The organism is Methanothermococcus sp. (genome assembly GCF_015523155.1).
In the GTDB taxonomy this organism is placed as follows: Archaea; AGJL01; Methanococci; order Methanococcales; family Methanococcaceae; genus Methanofervidicoccus.
Map to the genome: position 1 here is coordinate 20,023 of NZ_WAKW01000049.1, position 24,887 is coordinate 44,909.

20 protein-coding genes and 2 tRNA genes are annotated in these 24,887 nt (G+C 32.1%); 6 read left to right on the forward strand and 16 right to left on the reverse strand.

Going from position 1 to position 24,887, the window contains the following annotated elements:
• Positions 1 to 4: 4 nt before the first annotated feature.
• From F7B34_RS04945 to F7B34_RS04970, 6 genes are all read right to left on the reverse strand, one after another.
• Positions 5 to 1,606 (reverse strand): hydrogenase, encoded by a 1,602-nt coding sequence (locus F7B34_RS04945; RefSeq protein WP_292460726.1) that lies wholly within the window; start codon positions 1,604 to 1,606, stop codon positions 5 to 7.
• Positions 1,607 to 1,616: 10 nt separating this feature from the next.
• The gene (locus tag F7B34_RS04950) at positions 1,617 to 3,035 is read right to left on the reverse strand and encodes a proton-conducting transporter membrane subunit (protein ID WP_292460727.1); all 1,419 of its coding nucleotides are present in this window, start codon (positions 3,033 to 3,035) and stop codon (positions 1,617 to 1,619) included.
• Positions 3,036 to 3,093: 58 nt separating this feature from the next.
• Positions 3,094 to 3,723, reverse strand: coding sequence for a hypothetical protein (locus F7B34_RS04955; RefSeq protein WP_292460728.1), 630 nt, complete (start codon positions 3,721 to 3,723; stop codon positions 3,094 to 3,096).
• Complete coding sequence (locus F7B34_RS04960) at positions 3,723 to 4,637, reverse strand: respiratory chain complex I subunit 1 family protein (protein WP_292460729.1); 915 nt, start codon at positions 4,635 to 4,637, stop codon at positions 3,723 to 3,725. The genes F7B34_RS04955 and F7B34_RS04960 overlap by 1 nt, the downstream gene beginning before the upstream one ends.
• Position 4,638: 1 nt before the next feature.
• Entirely contained in the window at positions 4,639 to 6,747 is a 2,109-nt protein-coding gene (locus F7B34_RS04965) for a proton-conducting transporter membrane subunit (RefSeq protein WP_292460730.1), read from the reverse strand.
• A gap of 154 nt (positions 6,748 to 6,901) precedes the next feature.
• Positions 6,902 to 9,625: a valine--tRNA ligase gene (locus F7B34_RS04970; RefSeq protein ID WP_292460731.1), complete on the reverse strand. Its 2,724-nt coding sequence runs from the start codon at positions 9,623 to 9,625 to the stop codon at positions 6,902 to 6,904.
• Between the two features lie 180 nt (positions 9,626 to 9,805).
• Here F7B34_RS04970 and F7B34_RS04975 point away from each other — a divergent pair.
• Positions 9,806 to 9,893, forward strand: a tRNA-Leu gene (locus tag F7B34_RS04975).
• Between the two features lie 170 nt (positions 9,894 to 10,063).
• On the forward strand, positions 10,064 to 10,858 hold the full coding sequence (locus F7B34_RS04980; RefSeq protein WP_292460732.1) for an HAD family hydrolase: 795 nt from the start codon (positions 10,064 to 10,066) through the stop codon (positions 10,856 to 10,858).
• 28 nt (positions 10,859 to 10,886) lie between these two features.
• Here the strand turns inward: F7B34_RS04980 and F7B34_RS04985 are convergent, their stop codons facing one another.
• The 4 genes from F7B34_RS04985 to F7B34_RS05000 all read right to left on the reverse strand — a co-directional run bounded on the left by F7B34_RS04985 (position 10,887) and on the right by F7B34_RS05000 (position 15,261).
• Positions 10,887 to 12,101 carry a methionine adenosyltransferase gene (locus F7B34_RS04985; protein ID WP_292460733.1) on the reverse strand — a complete coding sequence of 405 codons (1,215 nt, stop codon included), beginning with the start codon at positions 12,099 to 12,101 and terminating at the stop codon, positions 10,887 to 10,889.
• A gap of 224 nt (positions 12,102 to 12,325) precedes the next feature.
• Positions 12,326 to 13,627 carry a bifunctional hydroxymethylpyrimidine kinase/phosphomethylpyrimidine kinase gene (locus F7B34_RS04990; protein WP_292460734.1) on the reverse strand — a complete coding sequence of 434 codons (1,302 nt, stop codon included), beginning with the start codon at positions 13,625 to 13,627 and terminating at the stop codon, positions 12,326 to 12,328.
• Between the two features lie 95 nt (positions 13,628 to 13,722).
• On the reverse strand, positions 13,723 to 14,511 hold the full coding sequence (locus F7B34_RS04995; RefSeq protein WP_292460735.1) for a 6-hydroxymethylpterin diphosphokinase MptE-like protein: 789 nt from the start codon (positions 14,509 to 14,511) through the stop codon (positions 13,723 to 13,725).
• A 33-nt stretch (positions 14,512 to 14,544) separates the two neighbouring features.
• The gene (locus F7B34_RS05000; protein WP_292460736.1) at positions 14,545 to 15,261 is read right to left on the reverse strand and encodes an anaerobic ribonucleoside-triphosphate reductase activating protein; all 717 of its coding nucleotides are present in this window, start codon (positions 15,259 to 15,261) and stop codon (positions 14,545 to 14,547) included.
• A 182-nt stretch (positions 15,262 to 15,443) separates the two neighbouring features.
• Here F7B34_RS05000 and F7B34_RS05005 point away from each other — a divergent pair, with 182 nt between their 5' ends.
• Positions 15,444 to 16,277 (forward strand): MBL fold metallo-hydrolase, encoded by an 834-nt coding sequence (locus F7B34_RS05005; protein ID WP_292460737.1) that lies wholly within the window; start codon positions 15,444 to 15,446, stop codon positions 16,275 to 16,277.
• A 35-nt stretch (positions 16,278 to 16,312) separates the two neighbouring features.
• A complete protein-coding gene (locus F7B34_RS05010) occupies positions 16,313 to 17,554 on the forward strand; it encodes an Nre family DNA repair protein (protein WP_292460738.1) in 1,242 nt (413 codons plus the stop codon).
• A 228-nt stretch (positions 17,555 to 17,782) separates the two neighbouring features.
• On the opposite strand, the gene F7B34_RS05015 is transcribed toward F7B34_RS05010, so the two are convergent.
• Positions 17,783 to 17,867 (reverse strand) — tRNA-Ser (locus tag F7B34_RS05015).
• Positions 17,868 to 17,985: 118 nt separating this feature from the next.
• On the opposite strand from F7B34_RS05015, the gene F7B34_RS05020 reads away from it, so the two are divergent.
• Positions 17,986 to 18,489: a nicotinamide-nucleotide adenylyltransferase gene (locus F7B34_RS05020; protein ID WP_292460739.1), complete on the forward strand. Its 504-nt coding sequence runs from the start codon at positions 17,986 to 17,988 to the stop codon at positions 18,487 to 18,489.
• A gap of 21 nt (positions 18,490 to 18,510) precedes the next feature.
• Here the strand turns inward: F7B34_RS05020 and F7B34_RS05025 are convergent, their stop codons facing one another.
• Positions 18,511 to 19,041, reverse strand: a complete 531-nt coding sequence (locus F7B34_RS05025; RefSeq protein WP_292460740.1) for a helix-turn-helix domain-containing protein — start codon at positions 19,039 to 19,041, stop codon at positions 18,511 to 18,513.
• A gap of 292 nt (positions 19,042 to 19,333) precedes the next feature.
• On the opposite strand from F7B34_RS05025, the gene F7B34_RS05030 reads away from it, so the two are divergent.
• Positions 19,334 to 19,948, forward strand: a complete 615-nt coding sequence (locus tag F7B34_RS05030) for an integrase (protein WP_292460741.1) — start codon at positions 19,334 to 19,336, stop codon at positions 19,946 to 19,948.
• 8 nt (positions 19,949 to 19,956) lie between these two features.
• Here F7B34_RS05030 and F7B34_RS05035 read toward each other — a convergent pair whose 3' ends face one another.
• From F7B34_RS05035 to F7B34_RS05050, 4 genes are all read right to left on the reverse strand, one after another.
• Positions 19,957 to 21,114 carry a TIGR04013 family B12-binding domain/radical SAM domain-containing protein gene (locus tag F7B34_RS05035; protein WP_292460742.1) on the reverse strand — a complete coding sequence of 386 codons (1,158 nt, stop codon included), beginning with the start codon at positions 21,112 to 21,114 and terminating at the stop codon, positions 19,957 to 19,959.
• 84 nt (positions 21,115 to 21,198) lie between these two features.
• Positions 21,199 to 22,203: a hydrogenase expression/formation protein HypE gene (gene hypE, locus F7B34_RS05040; RefSeq protein WP_292460743.1), complete on the reverse strand. Its 1,005-nt coding sequence runs from the start codon at positions 22,201 to 22,203 to the stop codon at positions 21,199 to 21,201.
• 139 nt (positions 22,204 to 22,342) lie between these two features.
• Complete coding sequence (ilvN, locus tag F7B34_RS05045) at positions 22,343 to 22,852, reverse strand: acetolactate synthase small subunit (RefSeq protein WP_292460744.1); 510 nt, start codon at positions 22,850 to 22,852, stop codon at positions 22,343 to 22,345.
• 119 nt (positions 22,853 to 22,971) lie between these two features.
• Positions 22,972 to 24,801: an acetolactate synthase large subunit gene (locus F7B34_RS05050; RefSeq protein ID WP_292460745.1), complete on the reverse strand. Its 1,830-nt coding sequence runs from the start codon at positions 24,799 to 24,801 to the stop codon at positions 22,972 to 22,974.
• Positions 24,802 to 24,887 lie beyond the last annotated feature (86 nt).

Consider the following 24,887-nt stretch of genomic DNA (forward strand, 5'->3'; position numbering starts at 1 on the left):
CTCATTAAAGGTCAAAACCACAGTATGATAGATTAAAACTTTTGTTGCACAGTGGAAAGTCATATATCCCTTCATTTCTAACCGCTAATTCAAGTGCTGTCCAATTGTGGAATGATGGGTCTTTTATTTTATATCTTATTATATTTCCATTTTCATCGGTAATTATGCAGTGGGAGAGCTCACCCCTCCAAGCCTCCTCCATAGTTATTATAAAGCTGTTAGGTTTTAATGTAATTTCTTCTAATTTTTTACTATTGCCATTATTATTACTGCTGTTATTATTACTGTTAATTTTTAAATCTGAGACTTTAAGAAGACCCATACAAAACTCTATGGAATCGAGTGTTTCATAAAAGTATGTTTTTGCTCTGGAACTAACAGCCCCGTCTTTTCTAACCACAAGTTCTATACCGCGGTCGTAAATATTTTTAGCCTTTGAAAAACTCTTCCTTACATCATATTCGATTCCTGAAGCCCTGCCTGCTGGACCTACAAGACCTATTAACTTGGCTGTTTCTGTATCTACCATACCTGTGTAGTCAAATCTTCCAAGAACTTCTGGGTTATCGAGCATTAGGTTTCCAACATCAATAACCTCTTTTTTAAGTTTTTCAAACCTTCTAATGAGTTCTACAATATGACTATCACTGAGTTTAAACGGGACTCCAAATGGTTGAACTGAGCTCCTGCCAAATCTATTTCCACATATAAATACAAACATATTGAGGAAGTCCCCTCTGATTCTACCATAGTATGATGCAGTCGGTAGATACCCAACATCCCCTGCAAGACCTCCTAAGGTTCCAATATGGTTTGCGATTCTTTCTATTTCTAACAATAACCTTCTATAATTTAATAAAGGTTCATTCGCCACATAATCACATAACCCTTCAATAGCTTCTGAAAAACAAATACTGTTTCCTATTACAGTATCTCCTGCCACTGATTCAATTAAAGGAGGTAATATCTTTTTTTTACAGGTTATAAGCTGTTTTTCAATGCCCCTGTGCTGATATCCATGCTGTATTTCAAGATTTAAAATAGTTTCACCAATACAGTTAAATCTAAAATGTCCTGGCTCAATAATTCCAGCATGAACAGGCCCAACTGCAACCTGATGTATTTCTTCTCCTTCGACTTCATAGAATGGGTAATTTCCAGGAATTGGCATAGTGTAATCGTTTCCAAATACATCAGGATTTCCAGTATAATTTTTATGATATCTAACAGGTTTAAGCCAAGGGTGATTTTTTGGCACAATTCCAAATTGTTCTGCAATTTCTCTTTCAAACATGTGGAATTTAATATCATACTGTGAAAGGGATTCATAAGAATTACCAACTATGGTGCTTATCACATACAATCCGCCGTCATTTCTTAAAACTGTATATATTTTATAGCTAGTTTTATTTTTATTGTTATTTTCATTATTATTTTTATTGTTGGTTGTATCACCTTTAATTCCATAGCAAGGGACTGCAAAATGCTGAACAACATATCCTGTTTTTGTAAATTTCAAAATTTTATCTTTAAACTCATCAAAAGTTAATAATGGTATATCTTCAATATTTACAGCAACTCCGTTCTCAATTTTTAATAATCCCATTCTATTCACCTCAATGCAGTAAAAAATTCAAAACATATTCTTGATAGGGACTAAACATAAGGATAGTTATTATAAATGAAAGAAACAATAATATCAAACTTGGACCATATAATCCAAAGCTTTCTTTAAGGGGTTTAACAACCTTATACTCTTTAGATTTGCTATAACATATAGATATAATCTTTTTAGAAAATCCTGCAATTACCAATATTAATCCAATTATTAATAACAACCCGACTATATAATGATGTCCTGCAAATGCCCCAAATATTATCAACAACTCGCTTAGGAACAGTCCAAGGGGCGGAAATCCTGTGATACCTATGGCACCAAGTGTAAATGCAAATGCAGTTTTTGGCAATATTTTAAAGAAGTTTGTTATATTTGATATCTCCTTTGTGCCATATTGAAGGAGCATATTTCCAGTAGCTAAGAATAGGGCACATTTGATAAGTGAGTGATTTATCATGTGAAAAATTGACCCTAAAAACGCAATTCCGCCAATTCCTGCCCCCAATGTGATAATGCCCATATTCTCAATACTTGAATATGCAAGCAATCTTTTATAATCTTTCTGGACTGGCATAAATGCGGCTGCAACAAATACTGAAAATAAACCAAGAGTTATCATCATACTGTTTGTGATTTCACCCAATCCAAAATGTCCGGCAACAGTATCAAATTTGTATATTGGTAAAAATGCACAGTTCAGCAGTGCCCCCGAGAGTAGAGCCGATGCTGGACTTGGAGCCTCACCATGAGCATCTGATAACCATATATGCATTGGAGCCAGACCTACCTTTGTTCCATATCCTATAAGTATAAATACAAATCCAATTAAAAACCACATTGGATTTATGGCTCCAGTATATGCCATTAGATTAGAGAATAAAAGCCCCGAAATTTGTTCAGGTTGGCTAATTGATTGTAATATAATGAAAGAACCTAACAATGCGAGTGATATTCCAACGGAGCATGTAATTAGATATTTCCATGTAGCTACAATTGAATCTTTGGTTTTGTGTAGAAATATTAAGGGGGCACTTGAAATTGTTGTGGCTTCAATAGCTATCCATGTAAGTATTATATGGTCAGATATTGCTGTTAAACTCATTGCAGATACAAAGAACAACAACATGGAGCTGTAAATATGTTCTGATTCATAGTGAGAGTTTTTAAGATAATCTATGGAGTAATAGGATACCATTAAAAACAACAATGAAATTAAAGCTAGCACTATTTTTCCAAGGGGTGTAATAAATATATAATTTTTTAACAAAATCATCTGATTGGGTTCAATGCATATGTATGCCGTAATAATACTTTGGATTATTGCCGTTAAAAAGGGGATATATCTTGTGAAATTTCCCCTTATAAAGTATGCAATAATGCCTGCCAATGCTGGTATTATAACTACTAATTCATCCATATTATACGCCTCTATTATTTAGCCTCTATTTATTTAATATAATATATATAGCCATTTTTTATTTTCGATACTCATTTGGACTATATAGTTTGTTAATTTGGTTAATTAATATTGTCATAAGCATTACACAGATGAGAACATCCAGAAGTATTCCAAATTCAACAACATACTGCATGTTTTTCCCAATCATTAAGCCCACAATAGATATTCCATTTTCAAGCATTAAGTACGATGATACCTGAGTGATTGCCTTTTTTCTAGCCATTAAAAGGAACAGTGCGGGAATTATTAATGCCATCCCTCCAATAAACAGTAGTTTTTTTGATATATCGAAATCTAAATATCCCGACCATATATATAGTATCGAGATAACTATTAATCCGAAGAATAGAGACGCTTTATATCCTATCAATGGATTGAGTTCTCGTTTTAAATTTCCCCTTCTTGTGGTATATATAAGAAAACTTGGTATAAAGAAAGACCTTATAACTAAAGTACTTATGGCTATTATTAAACCATATGTTGTTATTTCTCCACCTCCAAGAACTATTGTTAGAGTTGATACTAAAAAACTTTGAAGGGCTATAATTTTAACCAGGGAGAATAATCTATGGGTATATAATGCAAATAATACCGTTCCAATTATAAGTGCAATAATTAATTTTTGATAATATAATATTTCAATCATTATTTCACCCCTATGGAGAATATTAAAGCAAGTGTGGCAATGGCAAATGATGATATTAGAAATGTTGTATTTCTTGGAAGTTTATATCTAACACTAATTGATTCAAGAAGTCCTAATGCAGATGCTACTATAAACAATCCAACTATGAATATTAAATAATTCAGAGCTCCTATATTGTAGTCTACTGGAAATATTAATCTTGAAAGTACCCCTCCAAAAAACAGGAATTTTAGAAATGATCCAAATTCCATCAACCCTAAATCAGGACCACTGTTATCGAGAATCATTACTTCGTGAATCATGGTTAATTCAAGGTGTGTATCTGGGTCATCTATTGGTTTTCTTGCGTTTTCCACAATTAATATCATAAATATAACGATTATGGACATTATAGCAAATATTCCTGCCTGATGCCATAAAATCTGAGCTCCAATATTTCCTAAAAATCCCATTAAACTCGGAACTCCTGTAAGTTTTACCGCCAATATAAATGTCATAAATAAAGAACCCTCTGCCAAGAATGACATAAATGCCTCTCTACTGGCACCCATTCCTTCAAATGATGAGGCTGTGTTTAGTGAGCTTAGTAATAAAAAAAACCTACTTAATGCAAATAGATATACCACTACAATAAAGTCATAGTTAAATGAAATTACTGGTTTTTCTCCTGCAATTGGAAAGAATAAAAGTGCCAGTAAGTAGGTAATTATTATAATTAGTGGTGCAAATCTGAATATCCATGTGGTGCTTTTGCTATACACCAACTCCTTTTTTAAGAATCTTATCAAGTCGTAGTATTTGATAAATAATGAAGGTCCTTTTTTACCCACAGATACTGCCTTTATTTTATCAATTACAGCTGGAAACAGCGGAGCAAGTGAAACGGTGAGAATATAGTATATTATAGATTCCATCCTACCACCTTATCAAATAAATGTATGCTAAAAGGACCGATATTAATACTATTACATAACCCATATAGTAGTTAAAGTTTCCATCTTTAAGGTATCTTAGCAACAACAATCCATATGAAATCGGTTTCACAAGTAATAATTCAAACACTGCTTCAGCCAAGTCTTTACTCTCTGAGTGATATTTGGCTTTACTTGGAAATATTCCCTCAACAGGTTTTTCATGGAGTTTTATAATTACAAATGGTTTGAAGAATTCCACTATGGGACTGGCGTAGGATGATGCAGTATATTGCATTTTTGCAGTTGGAGCACTATAACCACAATCCCATGTATATCCATCAACAGTTTTAGTTCTATATATTAAAGCTCTTATTACTACCAATATTGAAATAAGTGCTATTAATATTAAGTAAATTTCCGTTAGCTTTGGAAATACCGATAGTTGAGAACATGTTATTTCTACAAGATTTAAATTCTGTGCTATTTTTGTAATTGAATATACAAAGAATGTTGGAAGAATACCTATAATCACACAGATTAAAGCCAATATTATTTGAGGAATTCTCATGGAATATGGGGATTCTTTGGCATTGGCAGATGCCTTAGTTTTAGGTTCTCCCAAGAAAGATATTCCCAATACCTTGGTAAAACATGCCGTCGCAAGACCTCCTATAAGTGCCAGTGCAATGATGCCAAATGTGGATGCCGTTAATAGTCCAATCGAACTGTTAAGTCCGTTGAAACCACCCATATATATTAAGAGCTCACTTACAAACCCATTAAATGGAGGTATTCCAGATATTGCAAGAGAACCTATAAGGAAAGCCAAGCTTGTTGTAGGCATTCTTTTCATTAAACCTCCCATCTCTTCCAAAGAGTGTGTTCCTGTGGATTTTATCACAGCGCCAGCGCCCATAAATAGCAATGATTTAAATAGGGCGTGATTTAGAACGTGGAGGAGAGCTCCTGCAAATCCCAATAAGGCTATGGTTTCATTGTTATAATATTTTCCAATTAATCCAATACCCAATCCTATTAATATAATTCCTATGTTTTCGACACTATGGTATGCAAGTAGTCTTTTAATGTCGTGTTGGGCAAGGGCATAAACCACTCCAAGAATTCCAGATAATATGCCCAATATTAATATCAAATATCCAATGTAAATATTATTTATTCCAAGAAGCAATAAAAGCATGATAATTCCATAAATACCCATTTTAATCATGACACCAGACATTACTGCTGAAACATGACTTGGTGCCACAGGATGTGCATACGGTAACCATGAGTGAAATGGAAATACCCCAGCTTTTGATGCAAAACCTATAAATCCAAGGAGAAATACTGCCATTTTTACGATATCAGGCATACTGGAAAAATGGTCAAAACTAATAGAGCCTGTGCTCATATATGCCAAGGCAAATGATGCGAATATGAACATTCCTCCTGCATGAGTATATATCAAATAAATATAACCTGATTTTTTAACTTCCTCTTTGAATCCGTCAAACATAACTAGTAAGAATGATGAAATGGACATTAATTCCCAAAATAATAAGAAAATAATACTGTTGTTTGATATTGTAACTCCAACCATTGAAGCTACAAGAACTGCAAAGTTTAAATACTGAAATCCTATTGCCAATTTTCTTTTTTTGTCATCCATATATCCATAGCTGTAAATTGCAGCCATTATTGAAACCAATAGCACGACAGCTGAAAAAAACATTGAGATTGGATCTATTTTAAAACTCAATGGAATTAAATACCCCATTAGATATGTAAGTTCATAGGTTTTGTTATTTAATATAATAGTTATGGCGTATATACACCCCAATAGAGAACCTACTGAGATGGTTAATATAGATATTATTCTTGATAAATTAAACCATTTCGAAAATAAAACACCCAATAAACCGCCCAACATAATAATAGCCATACTTAGAATTATGGTGCTATGTGGTAGTATATCTCCATATTCAACTCCACTTGTCATGCCTATACCTGAGTTTGCCATTGCAGGAGATATAAAAATTAATACCACAGATAAACACAAAAAATACATTAATTTTTTCTTTATATCTAATTTTGCTCTATTATATATCATAACAATCACTTTTTTTAGTTATAAGTTTGAATGGATTAGATATCGTTATATTATGTAATATATAAGTGTTTTGGAAGTTAAAATATGTTTATAATATTTAAACAAAAGTTTATACGTTTAACTAAATTCAAATAATAAATAAAAATTAAAAATATTATTTGATTATGGCGATTCCATCAACTAATCCATCTATATCCATAGTTTCTACAATTTTCCCTTTATTTAACAGGGCTCTCTTAACGCTCTTAATATGTTCCTTTGTCAATAACCCAAATTCTGTTTCAAGTCCCTCATTTAGTATTTTTTCAATGGTTTCTTCATCTGCATCTTTTATGAAGTCCATGACTTTTTTGGAGTCCTTTTTGAACTCTGGACCTATTTTTGATTTGTTTGGAATAACTTCAACAATTTTCTGCTCCAATTCTGGCTTTCCGTTTATTATATTCAATTCCTTTATATTCAGAGCTCCCTTTATATCACCAACTACCTTCAATATTCCTTCGTATTCATTTTCATCTAAAACATAGATTTCAACATTTTTGAGCTCAGCATTTAAAGGCATACCTTTATTGGATTTGTATCTTCTTATGGAAGCTACGGTGTTTTTGGCAATTTCTCCAATGTATTCATTTTCTTCATTTATTAAGTTTTCATCAATTACACACCACGATGTGTGGAGATTATCTACTTTATAAATATCTCCAACAATATCTGCGAAATGTGGTGCAAATGGAGCCATAAGTTTTAGTGTATTTGTAATTACAGTGTATAGTGTATATTGTGCGTTGAATTTGCTTATTTTTGCCTCTCCTGTGTCTTCTTTATTATACAATCTATATTTTACCATTTCAATATAGTTGTCGCAGAATTCATGCCATACAAATTTTTGAATATCCGCTATTGTGTTGAATTTGTAGTTTTCCAAATCTTCGCTCACTTTTTTGATTAATTTGTTTAATTTACTTAATATCCACAAATCCACAGGGTTGTTTAGATTTACGCAGTTGCATGAATTAGGAACATCACCTTCTTCGCCACCTAAATTTAATTTCACCTTTGAATCATTTATAATATTTTTAATGGCATCAATTGTTTCATCGTCTAAATTCATCTTTGCGAATCTTGAAGCATTCCAGAACTTTCTTAAAAACCTGTATCCATAATCAACTTCCTTCCATGCAAATGGAACATCGTTTCCAAGGGTGCTGTTAGCCGCCCACAACCTTAAAGCATCTGAACCGTAGTTTTTTGTTATCTCAAATGGTTCTACAATGTTTCCCCTACTTTTACTCATTTTATATCCATCTTCACCAAACACCATTCCGTTTATAACTATTTCATCCCATGGCTTTTTATCAGTCAATGCTATGGATTTTATAATTGTGTAGAATGCCCATGTTCTTATAATATCGTGCCCCTGCGGTCTGAGTTGAACTGGGTAGTGGGATTTGAAAAACTCCTCATCATCCATCCATCCTGCTATTACCATTGGAGTGATAGATGAATCCATCCAGGTATCCAATACATCTGTTTCAGGAATTAAATTTTTATTTCCGCATTTGCAAGTGTATGGACATTCTTTTGTTGGGTCAATTGGAAGGTCTTCCTCCTTAGCCACGATTATTTCTCCACAATCTGGACAATACCATACTGGAATAGGTGTGGCAAATAACCTCTGCCTACTTATGCACCAATCCCAATCCATGTCGTCAATCCACTGCAATAATCTTGTTTTCATATGTTCAGGTATCCATTTAATTTCATTTGTTGCCTGCTTAACTTTTGGCAATAGTTTTTTAACATTTACAAACCACTGGTCGCCAACAATGATTTCAATAGGTGTTTTACATCTCCAACATACCCCTACATTCTGCTTCAATGGTTCTTGTTTTATTAAATATCCTTCGTTTTTAAGGTCTTCAATTATCTGCTTTCTTGCATCTTCTGTTTTCATACCTGCATATTTTCCACAAATTTCGGAGAGCTCACCCTTTTCATTAATGGCCTTTTTAACTTCAAGACCATGTCTATTTACCCAGACAACATCTGTCTTATCTCCGAAGGTACATACCATTACAACCCCAGTTCCAAATTCCTTTTCAACATCCTTATCAGGATATACCTTAACCTCCTGATTAAATAACGGAACTTTTACAGTTTTTCCAACAACATCCTTATACCTCTCATCCTCTGGATGCACCACAATACCAACACATGCTGCTAATAATTCTGGTCTTGATGTTGCTATTTCCAAATATTTGTTTTCATCTTCACTGTATGGGAATTTTATGTAGTTCAGTTTGGAAGTTCTTTCCTTATAATCTACCTCTGCAAAGGCAATTGCAGTTTGACATCTTGGACACCAATTTACGGGGTGTTTTCCTCTATATATTAAACCCTTTTTATACATTCTTACAAATGCAGTTTGAGATTTTTTAACATAATCTGGGTTCATTGTTATATACTCCCTATCCCAATCTATTGAAATACCAAGGGATTTAACCTGCTCTCTCATTTTTTTTATATTTTCCTCTGTGAGTTCTATACATAGTTTTCTAAATTCATGTCTATCAATGTCTGATTTTGTAATGCCGTAGATTTCTTCAACCTTAACTTCTGTTGGGAGCCCGTGGCAATCCCATCCCTGCGGAAATAACACATCGTAGTTGTTCATTCTTTTGAATCTTGCTATAATATCCATATATGTCCAGTTTAAAGCATGTCCCAAATGCATCCTTCCAGTTGGATATGGCGGTGGCGTATCTATAATGTATGGCGGTCGTTTTTCATCGTTTTTGAATTTATAAATTTTGTTTTTTTCCCATTTCTTTTGAATCTCTTTTTCTAATTCGATAGAATATTCCTTAGGCATTTCCATTTTTTCCCTCTTATATCCATACGGTGCTATAAAATAAAATATTTCAAAAAGATTATATTTTCTATATTATATAAAAATAAAATATATTTTTAACTTTATTGCTATATACTATACTAAATAATAATAATAACCGAAAAGTATATATATATGTTTTTAATATGTAATGATGCAAGTAATTGAGCAGGGGTTGCCAAGCCTGGCCAACGGCGCTGGACTTAAGATCCAGTCCCATAGGGGTTCGGGGGTTCAAATCCCCTCCCCTGCACCATTTTTATATTAGGCAATTATATTTATTAATTTATATATTATTTTTAGGTTCAAAACGGATTTTTTATTTAAGTTAATATTTATTAATTAAAATATATTAATTAATATTTTTATTAACAGAAAATTTTTAAATACAATATCTATAATATTTATTATCAATAAGGGGATATTATGAAAATAGCTTTGGTGTTTGACTGTTCGGGAACACTTGTGCGTGTTAAACGAATTATTAAGGAGGTGGATTCTCAGAAATTTTTATGCGATAATCAAACAGTGGATATTGTAGATGAAAAAAAGGGGAGAGCATTAATTATTATAAAGGAAAATATTAATTTAATGGAATTAAATCCTGAAATTCCCATAGCAGATTTACTTAGTAGAACAGAATGGGGAATATCATACTGTAATCCTCCAATAATTAAAGAAAATATTTTAAAAGACAGAAAAACTAAACTAAAAGAACTACAAGACCCAGTAAGCATATTGGATAGATTTGAGATAGGGACGGACTACGGGTATGCAGTAATTGTTGATACTATAAAAGGTAAAATAGAATATACCATAACCACGGGGGGCTGTATCTTTCCAGAAGTGCCTGAAACTATTAAAAAATTAAAGGAAATGAAAATAAAGGTTTTTGTAGCATCTGGGGATAGCAAGCATGCCGTTGAAAAGTTAAGTGAATTGATTGGAGTAAATAAAAAATATATTATGCCTGAGGCACACCAAAATCTCAAAAAGGAATTGATAGTGAATTTAAAAAAAGAAGGTTATAAAGTAATTATGGTAGGTGATGCCTCCAACGATGTTCCGGCAATGCTTGAAAGTGATTTATCTGTGATTACCCTTCAAAATGGAAATGTTTCAAAAAAGGCATTGGATGTTGCGGATATAAAGATAGAAAACATTAGGGAAATTATAAATGTAGTTGAAGAGTTCAAAAAAATAGAACAGAATAAAAAATAAAAAATAATAAAATAGAATAGTATATTAATTAGAATGTTTTTATTTCTCCTTCTATTATTTTGTCTCTAACCTCTGTAATGTTGTTCAACCATTTTTCTGCTATTTCTTTTGCTTTTGGTTCGATATCTTTTAAATCGTAGCCATCTTCTATAATAATTTCAATATCTAGAATTTTTGGCTCGTTTATTGGTTTTCCTATCTGGCTAAGTATTCTTACATAGCACTCTTTTACCCCATCGAGCTCAGCAACATCATTTGCAATTAAGTTTGCTAATATGTTGTATATCTTCCCAATATGGTTTATGGGATTCTTACCACTTGTAGCTTCCATACTCATAGGTCTAAATGGCGTAATTAATCCATTTGCCCTGTTTCCTCTTCCAACGGAACCATCATCTCCCATTTCTGCTGATGTTCCTGTTACTGTTAAGAATATACAGTCATCGGTGTCTGCTGTATTTATGCATACTTCAACTTCATAGCCATTGGCAAGTTTTTTTGCCAGTTCTTCAACTTTTGCCTTTGCCTTTTCTTTTACTTCATTGTATTCTTCAACTGAATTTACATATTTATCCACAACTGCCATGGCAATTGTTAATGTAATTTTTTTACCTTCTCTCAACCCCATAACTTTTATATCCTCTCCAACAGCAGGAAGCTCCTTCTTCAACTCATCACTGTTCAAAAGTTTTTCAGTTTCAAAAACGAGTTTTTCCGTAATACTGAATGGAGCATGACCTACCCCAAATGATGTATCGTTTGCCAGTGGGATGTCTGTTTTTTGTCTTTCAAACACCTCCACTAAATCCACGGAGCCCTGCCCGATTCTGCAATCTACAACAACATCCTTTTCTAAATTAACATTTCTCAAAACTTTTTTCAAATAATCCCTTGCTGCATTTACTGCAACGGTTCCAACTGGAAGTTTTACTGTTTCGCCTTTCTCCCTGTCAAATACTTCCATGGTAGCCCTACCTGACAAAAGAATATATATTGGGCTCACCATATGACCTCCTCCTAATTTCGGGTAGGCATAACCACCAACGAGCTCTACCTGGTCTGTATTGTGGTGAAGTATTGTTCCCATCTTTTCCTTGTACATTTTACATAATGCCGCACTTACACTTTCTGCTATACCATCACAGATACTATCTGGATGTCCCAATCCTTTTCTTTCTACAATTTCTGTTGGTCTTTCTTCTATTGGTGTAATATCCAATTTTTTAACTACTATATTTGCCAATTACATCACCTAAAATATTAATAAATTAAATTTTATATACACTACCTTAAAATTAAGCCATAAAATATAATAAAAAATATATTATTTAACTCTTGCGGGCGAGAAGTCTCCTTCCGAAAAGGAGGAGTAATTCACTAATTTCTATTATTCTATTATCCTATTAGTATATTCCTCTTTTTCTACCTTTTTTATCCTACCTATGCTTTATGTGCTCTTTATATCTGTTATATGTTTTTATTATATATTTTTATAAGCATTTCTACCTTTTTGATTACATCCACTGAATCATGACCAAGCACTCGTATCATCGGCTCCTTTCCATCTCCGCCTCTATCGTATATTATATCCGGAGCTCCTCCAAACTTTTCACATGCAAATTTTGTCCCCCATTCCATTGAAGATACATTTTCTGGTTCGTCTTTTCTGTTGAAGGATGACACGGTGAAACCGCAATCTTCATTTTCAAGGATATTGACAAGTTTTTTAGAATATCTTATATTCATACAGCTTCTTATTTTAGGGTCAAAAGAGTTTGCCGCAAGTATTATTTTTGATATATGCTCCGAAGCTCCAAACTCTATATCTCCAACAACATAAAATCTTTCAGAGCTCATGCCATTATTTGCAATTCCTCCAAGTTTGTTTTTTATAATCCTCCCGGTTAATGCCGCAATATCTTTATAGCTCTTTGGAAGAACAAGCCCTTCTGCAATATTTGAGCCAACTTCTGGGATAAAATCTTCAAAATCCATCTTTTTTAACAAATAAATGGCATAATTAAGGTTTTTTATAACTCTTTCTTTATTTATATAGGTTGGATTTGAGTTATAGCCGTATTTTGTTTTATTGGCATAAATTACAGAAGACAATACCACATTCTTTGCCTCCTTAATGGCATGGACAATATCATATCCCTTTGCCATAAAGGAAGCAATTGCGGAAGAAAAAACACATCCTGTCCCATGAACCTCTTTATTTATCTTTTTTCCTTTAAATATTCTTAATTCTTTGTTGTTATATAAAAGCCTGTCATCTGTTCCAGTGATTAATATATAACTATTGTTATTTTTTAGTTTTTCATACTCATCAAAATTCTTTATTATGCTATATTCTTCATTATTTGGTGTAATTATATGGGATTTTTCAAATAATTTGAAATATTTTGCAATTAATTCGTTATCTATAAAATCGTATCCTGTGGTAGATTTTAGAACTGGGTCACAAATAATTTTAAAATCGTATTCTTTTTGGTATTTTAGTATTAAATTTAGGGCATCATTATTCAATACGCCAGTTTTTACAATAGATACTTCAAAATCTTCAAAAATAGCATTTAGCTGATTTTCTATTTCTTCCTTTGGCAAATCAATTTTATTATATAATTTTAAATTGTTCTGTGGGATTATGGCAGTAATTGCCGTTAATGGATTACAACCTAGCACTTTAATTGTTTTTGCATCTGCAACAATGCCTGCTCCTCCTGTTGGGTCATATCCGCCTATTGATAGCACATTAAACTGTTTCAAAAAATCACCGTATTATGTCATATTATTATATCATATTGTATTTATGTCATATTTCCTACTGTATTCAAGTAATAGTTAGTATAAATGTTGTATTATTATAATTCATCAATAAAAACTATTTCACTATTCCCATTTTCTTTAAGCCAATTGATTAATTTTTCAGCATACTGCAACTTTTTTATTTTAATATCATCTGCCTTTTCAATATCATTTTTTAAATAAGGTCTGGAATATTTGGTAGTGTATTCTCCAAAGTCCATGCCACATAATATTATCCTTTTAGCTCCAAAATGCTCTGCAAAAAAACAGCATCTATCCCCGTCTGTGAATCCACCATAATTTATAAGATAGGGAATATCCTTTGGAACCTGGGAGCTCCCAATAATATTTTTTAATCTACATACATGGTTTTTTATATTGTCCATGTTATCGCCATGGGCATGAACCACAACAACAGAACCTCTTTCGTTGCTTTCAAATATTGAGTTTAAATCACCATCTAAATCTGAAACGATTATATCTGGAACAATATTTTCTTCCAATAGTGCCTTTGTAGCACCATCTGCTGATATTATTATGTAATTTTTGTTTTTGTATTTATTGCCATTTTCTTTATTATTATTTTTTTTATCGTTTTCATTAATATAATTACTTTCAATTAATTCCTTTACAATTTTAGCATGCTTTTTTAAAGATGGTCCAGCTCCAAAAACATAAACATCTTTGTTTTTTATCAATTCATCCATATTATTTAATGGAATATTATTTTTTATATCTCTTATTATATCACTTAGCATTAAGGCACTTTTTAAATCATCCTCTTTACTAAATCCAAAATCCTCCATAATTTCATTGTATAATGGCTCCCATTCTCTTAATTCCATAGTATCATCTTTTTTTATTTGATTATTAAGTTATTATTTGATTATATGAATTATCTCGTCCTTTGATTTTACAACAACATTTTTAACATATTCTTTTGCAATCTTCCCGAGCTCTACAAGTTCATTTGTTGTGGGTTCTCTCATCTTTTTATATTCCTCTTTCCAAGCATGTTCTCTGTCAAACTGCTGAATTGTGTATAAATCACAGTCCTTTACAGTTTTGGCTATTTCTGTTATATCCCTCTCATCCATTATATCAGGTATAAATGTTGTTCTACATTCAATAAAAACATTATTTTTTTTACAGTAGTTTAGGAGCTCCGGTGTATTTTTTTTTATCTCTTCCCCGTCATAGTCTGTAATACTTTTGTATTTTTCAAAGGCACATTTTACATCAAGGGCAATATAGTCTATTAGTTTATTATCTATTAAATCCTTTACAACTTCAATATTTGTCCCATTTGTGTCCAGTTTTACTGAGAAACCTTCTTTTTTTGCAATAATGCAGAGTTCTTTTAAATCATTGGGTTGAAGTGTTGGCTCCCCTCCGCTTATTACTATTGCCTCTGCAAACATTAAATCTATATTTTTAAATACCTCCTCGGGAGTCATCTCATAGATGTTTTCCATCATATGTTTATAGTTATGACAGTACCCACATTTCATATTACAACCACTCATAAAAACAACAGCAGAGCATTTTTTTGGATAATCTATTGTTGATACATCTATAATTCCAAAAAGTTTCATATTATCACATTTATTTTTTTGTTTATTCCTTTTAATTTTTTTAATTTATTTATCTCATCTTAATAATTATCTTCAAATTTTTTATTATAAAATATACACTTGCTTATTTATTTTGCACCTATGGGATAAATATATATTGTAGATTAAAGTTATTATATTTACAATATATAAGCGGTGGTTAAATGGAGATAAAAATTCTTGTTGATGATATAGCATACAAAAGATACTTTGCTCAGCATGGATTGTCAATAATCGTAAAAACAGAGGATAAAAAAATACTATTTGATGTAGGTCAAAATCCCTATGTTTTAAATAAGAACTTAGAGCTCATGGGTGAAGATGATAATTTTGACTGTATAGTTATAAGTCATGGACATTACGACCATACCGATGGATTGACATATTTTATGGATAAATATAAAAACAAAAAGTCTGACATGGACATTCCTATATATATTCATCCAGACGCTTTTCTTGATAGATATTCTAAAAATAAAAGATACATAGGAATCGATAAGAATATAAAAGAATTTTTAAAGAATTATGGACATTTGAAATTGGTAAATGAACCGTATTTTGAAGATAATATGATAATATCTGGAAAGGTTGAAAGAAATAATCCATACGAACCAGAAATATTTTATAAATTAATGAATAACTGTAATGAATATAATAACAGTAATAACAGCAATAGCAATTTTAAAATCGACAGTGTAAATGATGACATGTTTATAATAGTTGATGATGTGGTAATTACCGGATGCTCTCACAGTGGAATTATAAATGTAATAGAATATGCCAAAAAGATAAACAAAAATAAAATCAGGGGAGTTATTGGGGGTTTCCATTTGGTTGTGTCTTCAAGTGAATATATAAACACAGTTTATGAATACCTAAATAACAGCGATTTAGAATTTATAATGCCCATACACTGCACAGGGTTCAATGCCATGAAGGTTTTAAGTGAGCTCGACAATTTTATTTATGGTCATGTTGGAAAAGTAATGGAATTATAATTGAAAATAATTAGACTTGTAGAATATGTGAAATTATGGCATTTAAATCAAGAATATGTTCCATATGCAAGGGAAGGAAATTATTATGTGGTAAATCAAAATGTCCCACACTTGAAAAACTTAGGGCATTTAATGATATTAAACAAAAATTCGATAAAAAATTAAATAAAAACGAAATATTTGGAGCTTCACCACCCTCAATATTCGTAGGGGAATTCAACTACCCAAATGTAAGAATGGCTCCCCTTGTTCCACCAATAGGTGGAGATACATCATTCTTAGACAGCCCATTGAAATGGGAAAATAAATCCATAAAGGCAATTATAAAATACCGCTCCATGCTTGTAATGGGTGAAACCAAACATATCAATGTGGATATATGCAAAAATAGCAAACTATCCAAGATATTGGAGTTAATACAAGAGCTCGCCATGGCAGTAAAACCGGTTGATAGCGAAATTACATTAAAACGCAAACCATCATTTGATATTGTCCCAAGCGGGTTTGCCCCTCCAATATCTCCAAAAGGTGATTTATTAAAATTTAGCATAGCAGAAAATCCTAAAATACCTTCAAAAAGTGATTATATTGTAAATGATGAATTAAAGGCAGTAGATTCGATAATATCTTTATACAATTATGGATTTGATGAATACTACATAGTAAAGCTTCTGTCAGCAGGTCTTTTGGGCATAAATAAAAAACTGGTTCCTACTCGGTGGAGCATTACAGGAGTTCAGGACACCATTGGGAGATATTTAACAAAAAAGATAATTGATTATCCTCCAATAAATGACTATGAGGTTTATTACAATGAATTTCTTGGAAATAGATATGCAATATTGTTGATACCTGATTATTATGCATATGAGCTCATGGAAGTTTGGGAAAAGGGAGCTCTCTTTGGATGCGATAATCCACCAGTTTTGGGAGATTATGAAGATTTAAAAACAAATGGATATGCAAAAGAAACCACTGGTGCATTTTATGCCTCTCGTTTAAGTGTTCTCGAATATTTAAATGAAAGGAAGAGACAAAGTAAAATTGTTGTATTTAGAGAAATTACCTCAGATTATTATGCACCGGTGGGTGTGTGGCAGGTAAGGACAGGTATCAAAAAAAGTTTTGATAAAGGAGTCTTTAAATTTAACACATTGGAAGAAGCTCTAAGTAAAATTGATGAGTTATTAAATAATCCTCTTGAAAGATATAGGTTAAAAAGTAGGATATTAACAAAAGACAGGCAAATGCGTATTGATGAGTTTATATATTTATAAGATTTTAAATTAAATTTTCGTTATTTTTAAATGAGCTCACATATAGGAGCTCCTATTTTATATCTATTAAAAATTTTACAAGGGTATAAAAATGTTATAAAAATATAATCCCATTTGGCATCAACCACTTTTAGTAGTCCTTTAAATTTTCCATAGGTATTTTATATAAAAGAGCCATAATTTAAATTAGGACTTAAAAATAACGCTAAATAAAACATTAAAGCATGACGCGGAGGCCGAGATTTGAACTCGGGTTGGGCAAAGCCCAACGGGATTAGCAGTCCCGCGCCGTACCAGGCTGGGCCACCTCCGCATATTAACATAAATCCTAAAAGTGTATTATAATATATATACTTTTCTATTTTTCATATTATTAAATCTCTACTATTAAATCTAAAAATAGAATATAAAATTTATATATGGGTGAAATATTGAGAGCATTTATGATAGGAAGATGGCAGCCATTTCATAATGGACATTTAACAATAGTGAAAAAAATTGCCAATGAAGTAGATGAGCTCATAATTGGTGTTGGTAGTGCTCAAAAAAGTCATACACTCAACAACCCATTTACCGCAGGGGAAAGAACAATGATGATTATCAAAGCACTTAAAAAATTTGGGTTCCCTTATTATGTAATTCCAATTAATGATATAGACTTTAATGCGGTGTGGGTATCCTATGTTGAGGCTTTAACTCCACCCTTTGATGTTGTATATACAGGCAATGCATTGGTGAAGGAGCTCTTTGAAGAGAGGGATTATGTGGTTAAAAAACCGAAATTATATAACCGAAAAGAATACTCCGGAACTGAAATAAGAAGAAGGATATTGAATGATGAAGAATGGAAACATTTAGTTCCAGAAGAGGTTGTTGATGTTATCAATGAAATAGATGGAGAAAATAGAATAAAACGTTTAAGTAAAACGGATTAATATTTAAAATAATAAAATATTTTATTTTCTTTGATTTTTGGTGTATTTGATTATTTCTTTTAATTTTTTGTAGGCAGTTTCAAGGTCGTTATTATTCACATATACCTTTAATTCCATAAATTGAGTTTCAATATATGGATGATATAAATCGTTTTTAATAAGGTATTCTTTATATTCATACATTAATGAGGTGAGCTCCTCCTTTTTCATTTCAATTTTTATTTTATTTATTTCATCCTTTACATTAGTAAATATTGTGCTCTTTGGTAAATTTAACATACTTGCTATTTTGTTTATCGAATACCCTTCTCTATACAATTCCAGTATTTCTTTTTTTATATCTTCATCTATCTTTTTACTCCTGCCCCTTTTGTCGTTTTCCACCTCTACAATTATGTGGTTCTTTCTCATAAATTCAATTTTATATGTCATCTTCGGGCTGTTGTATATGCTGTTCGGCAGTTTAACTACGACCATGCCATTTTTTGCCTTTTCCACAAGTTCATTTATTTCATCCCATCTTAAAAAATGGTGAAATTTTAATTCAATCATTAAAATTACCTTTGATTATTATTTTTATGTTTATTATCCATTGTTTATTTTTACTATTATCACTTTTAACATCTTCTAAAATTTAAACATACGTTTATTATTATAAATAAATTTATAGTTATCATATTATTATATATTTAACTATAACTATATTTTTTAATGTTTATATATTAATACAATTTCTAAAAAAATAACTGTTTTGGTTCAGAAATTTTTTACCAATTGTTGCCTTATGTATCGTAAGGCAACATTTTATATATGAGCTCCATAATATACCTATACTGGTGATAATATGGTGGAATTTAAATTAAATAAAAGAAATGATAGGTCGTGGGATAAAGGTCTGGATTTTGATAACACATATCGTCTATTTGAAAGAGACATTGCGAAAATAAGGGAAAAACTAAACAATGGAATAGTTTATAAAAAAGACATTAAACGCCTTGCTTATTTAACCATTGCCCTATTTCAACTTAGAAACGGATGCAGGATTGGAGAGGCAATTGAGGGCATGATTTTAATATGTAAAAATAACAATTTAAATTGGGACAAGCCCATTGAAGTTAGAGTTAAGGTGGAGAAAACAAAAAAAACAGTATCATATAGGGACATGGTTCTTCCATCTATAATTAAAAGGGAAGATATTGAATTAATAAGGGATGTAGTTTTAAATTTGGAAAATGCCAAAAGACCAAGAATGAGAATATACACTTGGTTAAAAAATCACTATGGAATAAATACACATTCTTTAAGGTATGCATTTATTACTAAATATGCAGTAATGAACACATCACCACAGTTAATAGCAAAAATGACTGGTCATGTGAATTTAAACCATATTATTACATATACACAAGAGAAGGTGGCAAAACAAATGTTATATGATTTGGAAAAGCATATAAAATAAATTAAATATTAAATATAATTCCAAGAACCGCTTACTAAACCCTTTTGAGATAACTGCCCAAGAGCTCTCAAAGTCTTCCTATCCAACACAGTAGGTTTTTGATTTTCAAAGTATGTGCCCGGTAATGGCATAAAGTAATGGGCATGAGCTCTCCCATTCTTTTTTATAATGTAGTGTAGGAGCTCCATGCTATCTTTTCTATGAAACTCATTTTCATTTGGAAATCCAAATATGAAATCAACCTTTGGTATTAGATTGTAATCCCTGCATAAATCAACGGCGTTTAACACATCATCCACAGTATGCCCTCGCCTTATGTATCTCAGCATCTCATCACTACCGCTCTGAGCTCCGAAATGTAAAAACTTATTATCGCAGTATTTCACAATTAATTCAACGGTTTCTTTTGTAATAAATTCTGGTCTGACTTCTGATGGAAATGTTCCAAAAAATAATTTTCCTTTCCCTTCACTTAATTTTTTTAATAATTTTTCTAATTTTTCAATATTTGGTTTTGTTCCAGTCTTTGAGCCGTAGCAAAGAGCATTTGGACTTATTACTCGGGTATCTGTGTTCGGATTTGTAAGTTTTAAAATGCTTTCAATGCTTCTATGCCTAACCTTACCGCCGAATATTTGAGGAGTTTGACAAAATCTGCATTTATATGGGCATCCTCTTGTTATTTCAACTGGTGTTAAAGGCTCGATTTTTTCGAATTTATCTAAATTATCAACTGGTTCCCCCATGATGATTTTTTCGTTTAGTTCCTTATGATTTGGTTTATTTTCCTTTATTCCATTTGTCTCTATTCCTTCCCCCAGTTTGTTTATCAATTTAGGTAGGGTAATTTCCCCCTCTCCAACAATCACATAATCAAATCCCATTTTTATAGTATCGTTGGGAGCTCCTGTTGGGTGAGCTCCCCCTGCAATTAAAATAGGTTTATTTGATTTAGTTAATTTTTTTAGTTTATTTATTTCTTTTATTTCCTGTTCTACATTATCTCGATTAAGGGTCATAAATGAATATATTAATATATCTAAATTATTATTTTTAATATTGTTAATTATTTCTTCAAAATTTTTAAATAATTTTCCACCAATCAGTGGATATAATCGTGATATGCTGTATTTATTTTTTGAATTTAATCTAAATCCAATATTCATAAAAACACCATTTTATGCAAAAAATAAAAGAAAAAAGATTTTTATAATATTTTATATTATTATGTTAAAAAATAAAAATTTAAATTAACAAACTCTCGGAATAGGGTCGCCAATAGGAGTATCTACAATCCTTTTACCAACTATTGTTTCCATGATTACCTTGTTGTGTTCAGATACAACCTCACCAATTATTTGGGCATTTTTACCCAGCGGGTGAGCTCTTAAAACTTCCAATGCTTTTTCGGCATCTTCTTTTTTAACTGCCATTACAACCTTGCCTTCATTTGCCACAGTCATGGGGTCAATACCAAGTGCATCAGCTATTGACTGAACTTCGTCGCTAATAGGGATTTTTTCCTCATAAATGTTTATCCCCAAACCGCTTTTTTCAGCCATCTCATTTAATGAATCGGCAAGCCCTCCCCTAGTTGGGTCCTTCATAGCATGAACCTCTATACCTGCATCGAGAACCTTTTTTATAAGTTTATTCAGCGGTGCAACATCGGATTTTAAATTAGTTTCAAATTCAAACCCTTCTCTTGATAGGAGTATAGCCATACCATGTTCCCCAATATTTCCAGAGACAATGATTACATCCCCTTCTTTCATTCCTGAGTCTCTAATTGCTTTTCCTTTATCCACAATACCAATTCCAGCGGAGGATATTATTATATCATCAACATTTGACACCTTCGTATCTCCTGTGATTATCGGAGCTCCGGCTTCTTTACAAGTTTCGTTTATTGACTTCATTATTTTATCCAATTTTTCTATGTCAAAACCTTCTGGAAGCACTATTGATAAGGACAGTGCAAGGGGTTCTGCACCCATAACTGATAAATCGTTTATTGTTCCGCAGACAGAGAGTTTTCCTATATCTCCACCTGGAAAGAATATTGGATTAATAGTATGCCCATCTACTGTAAAGACAATCTCTTTATCACCCAGTGGAATTGTGGCACCATCGTCTAAATCTTTTAATCCTATTCCGCCATTTACTGAGGTATTTTCTAAATTATTTAATATGGTATTCTTAATTAAATCCTGCATAACTTTTCCGCCAGCACCATGCATTCTTGTTATTTTCATAAAAAACCATCTCCTTTTTGAAAATAAATCCTATATAACCTTTATTTAGAAAATAATAATTAAAAAAATAAAATTAAAATTTATATAACTGTATAATAATGTTTAATTTTATATTTAATAATTTAATAATCTGCTCCTATTATGATTTTTTTGATTTTAATATTTTAGGACCTCTCATAAGTGCAGTTAATCCAGTTCTTGCCATTTCTTTAATACCCAATGGTTTAACCAAATCAATAAATGCATTAATCTTATCTACATCCCCAGTAATTTCTACGGTTAATGATTCAGAGCTTAAATCTACAATTTTTCCCCTAAATATATTTGCATATTGTATTACTTGTGATTTACTGCTTTCAGTTGGTGCATAAACTTTAATAAGGCATAATTCTCTTTCTACACATTTTTTGTCATCTAAATCACTTACTTTAATGACTTCTACAAGTTTATTAAGCTGTTTTACAACCTGTTCAAGAACTTTGTCATCCCCCTTAACTACAATAGTCATCCTAGCTATATTTGGGGAGTCTGTGGCACCAACTGTGATGCTTGAAATATTATACCATCTTCTTGTAAAAAGTCCGGCAATTCTTTGAAGCACCCCGGGATTATTTAAAACTAAAACTGAAATGATGTGAGTATGTTCCATAAAACCACCATTCTTTCTGTTAATATTATGTGGAAAGGGATATTGTAATATTATCATATATAATAAAGAAATAGAAATAAGAATATGAATATATGAATGCGTATAATTTATATAGAGTATTAATTAGATGTATCTGCTGTTTCAGGCTCTGCCTGTTCATTTAATTTTATATTTTTAGAGGTAGTTTCCTCCTTTTTAGCTAAAAATCTTCTCTTTATTTCATCGAAGCATATTACCTTTTCATTAGGGTGTTCCCTGACAGGTTCAATAATATTTGTTAATTTACCTCCTGGCGGAACCATGGATAATGCCTCAGCAGGGTCGATAATGAAATCAAGCAAATAAGGCTCATCGCTAACTATTGCCTCCCTAAGTGCCTCTTTTATTTCACCAGGTTTTGATATTCTAAGGGCCTTTATGCCAAAGCTCTCTGCAAGTTTTACAAAGTCAGGCGTGTCTCCAAAATTAACACTGCACTGTCTTTTTCCGTAGTATAAGTTCTGCCACTGATAAACCATTCCAAGGGTTCTGTTATCAAACAAACATATAACAACAGGTATCTGATAATCTGCAATTGTTCCGAGCTCTTGGCAGTTCATCATGAATCCACCATCACCGCTAACACAGATTACCTTGGAATCTGGTTTCGCTATTTTAGCACCAATTGCCGCAGGGAATCCAAAGCCCATTGTCCCTAAGCCACCAGATGATAAAAATGACCTTGGAGCGCATGATTTAAAGTAGTGTGCCATCCACATCTGGTTTTGCCCAACATCTGTGGTTATAATTGAATTTTTATTGAGATTTAAATCGTTTATAACATCCATTAGTTCTTTTACTATTCTTTGAGGTTTAATGGGTGTATCATCGTAATCCATCTTAGGAATACTTGATTTTTTTAGGGATGCTACATATTCTATCCATTTTTTATTTGGTAGAATATCCTTTTTAAGAAAATGAATCAATATATCTTTTAAAACGATTTTTGCATCTCCAACAATTGGGACTTCAACTTTAACATTTTTTCCAATTTCCGCAGGGTCTATATCAATGTGTATAATTTTTGCATGTGGTGCAAAGCTTTTTATGTCTCCAGTTATCCTATCTGAGAATCTACATCCTATTGCTATTAAAACATCGCTTTCGGATACGCAGTAATTTGCAGCTTTTGTTCCATGCATGCCAACCATTCCAAGTGCCAATGGATGCTCCTCTGGAAAACTACCCTTTCCCATTAATGTTGTGCATACTGGAATGTTTGTGAGCTCTGCAAATTTCATGAGTTCAACTGTGGCATTTGCAATATTTACTCCACCACCTGCAATTATTACAGGTCTTTTAGCCATTAATATCAAATTAACAGCTTTTTTAATCTGTCTTGGATGACCTATTGTGGTAGGTTTATACCCTACTAAGTTTATTTTAGAAGGTATTGGATGTTTATCCAAATCCAACTCCATTTCCTGAATATCTTTTGGTAAATCGATATGCACAGGTCCAGGTCTTCCTGTTTTTGCTATTTCAAACGCTGCCCTAAATGTTTCAGGGATTTCCTCAGTTTTGCGAATTTGGAAATTATGTTTTACTATTGGCATAAAAAGTCCAAGTGCGTCAATTTCTTGAAATGCGTCATTTCCTATTAATTTTGTGGGAACCTGTCCTGTAAGAGCCACAATAGGGGAGGAATCTGCATATGCCGTAGCTACACCAGTTACAAGATTGGTTGCACCAGGTCCTGAGGTTCCAATACATACTCCAACCTCTCCACTAGCCCTTGCATATCCATCTGCTGCATGAGCTGCTGCCTGTTCATGTCTCGTTAGTATGTGTATGAAATCGCTGTCATATAGTGCATCATAAAAAGGTAATAATGCTCCGCCAGGATACCCAAAGAGAATATTAACTTTTTCTGCTTCAAGTGCTTTTATCATTGCTTCTGCTCCTTTCATAAAAAACCACCAAAAAATATTAACAAAATCTTTTAGATTTTGGTTTAATTCGTTTGAAAAGATAATTTTGAGTAGTATAATAAATT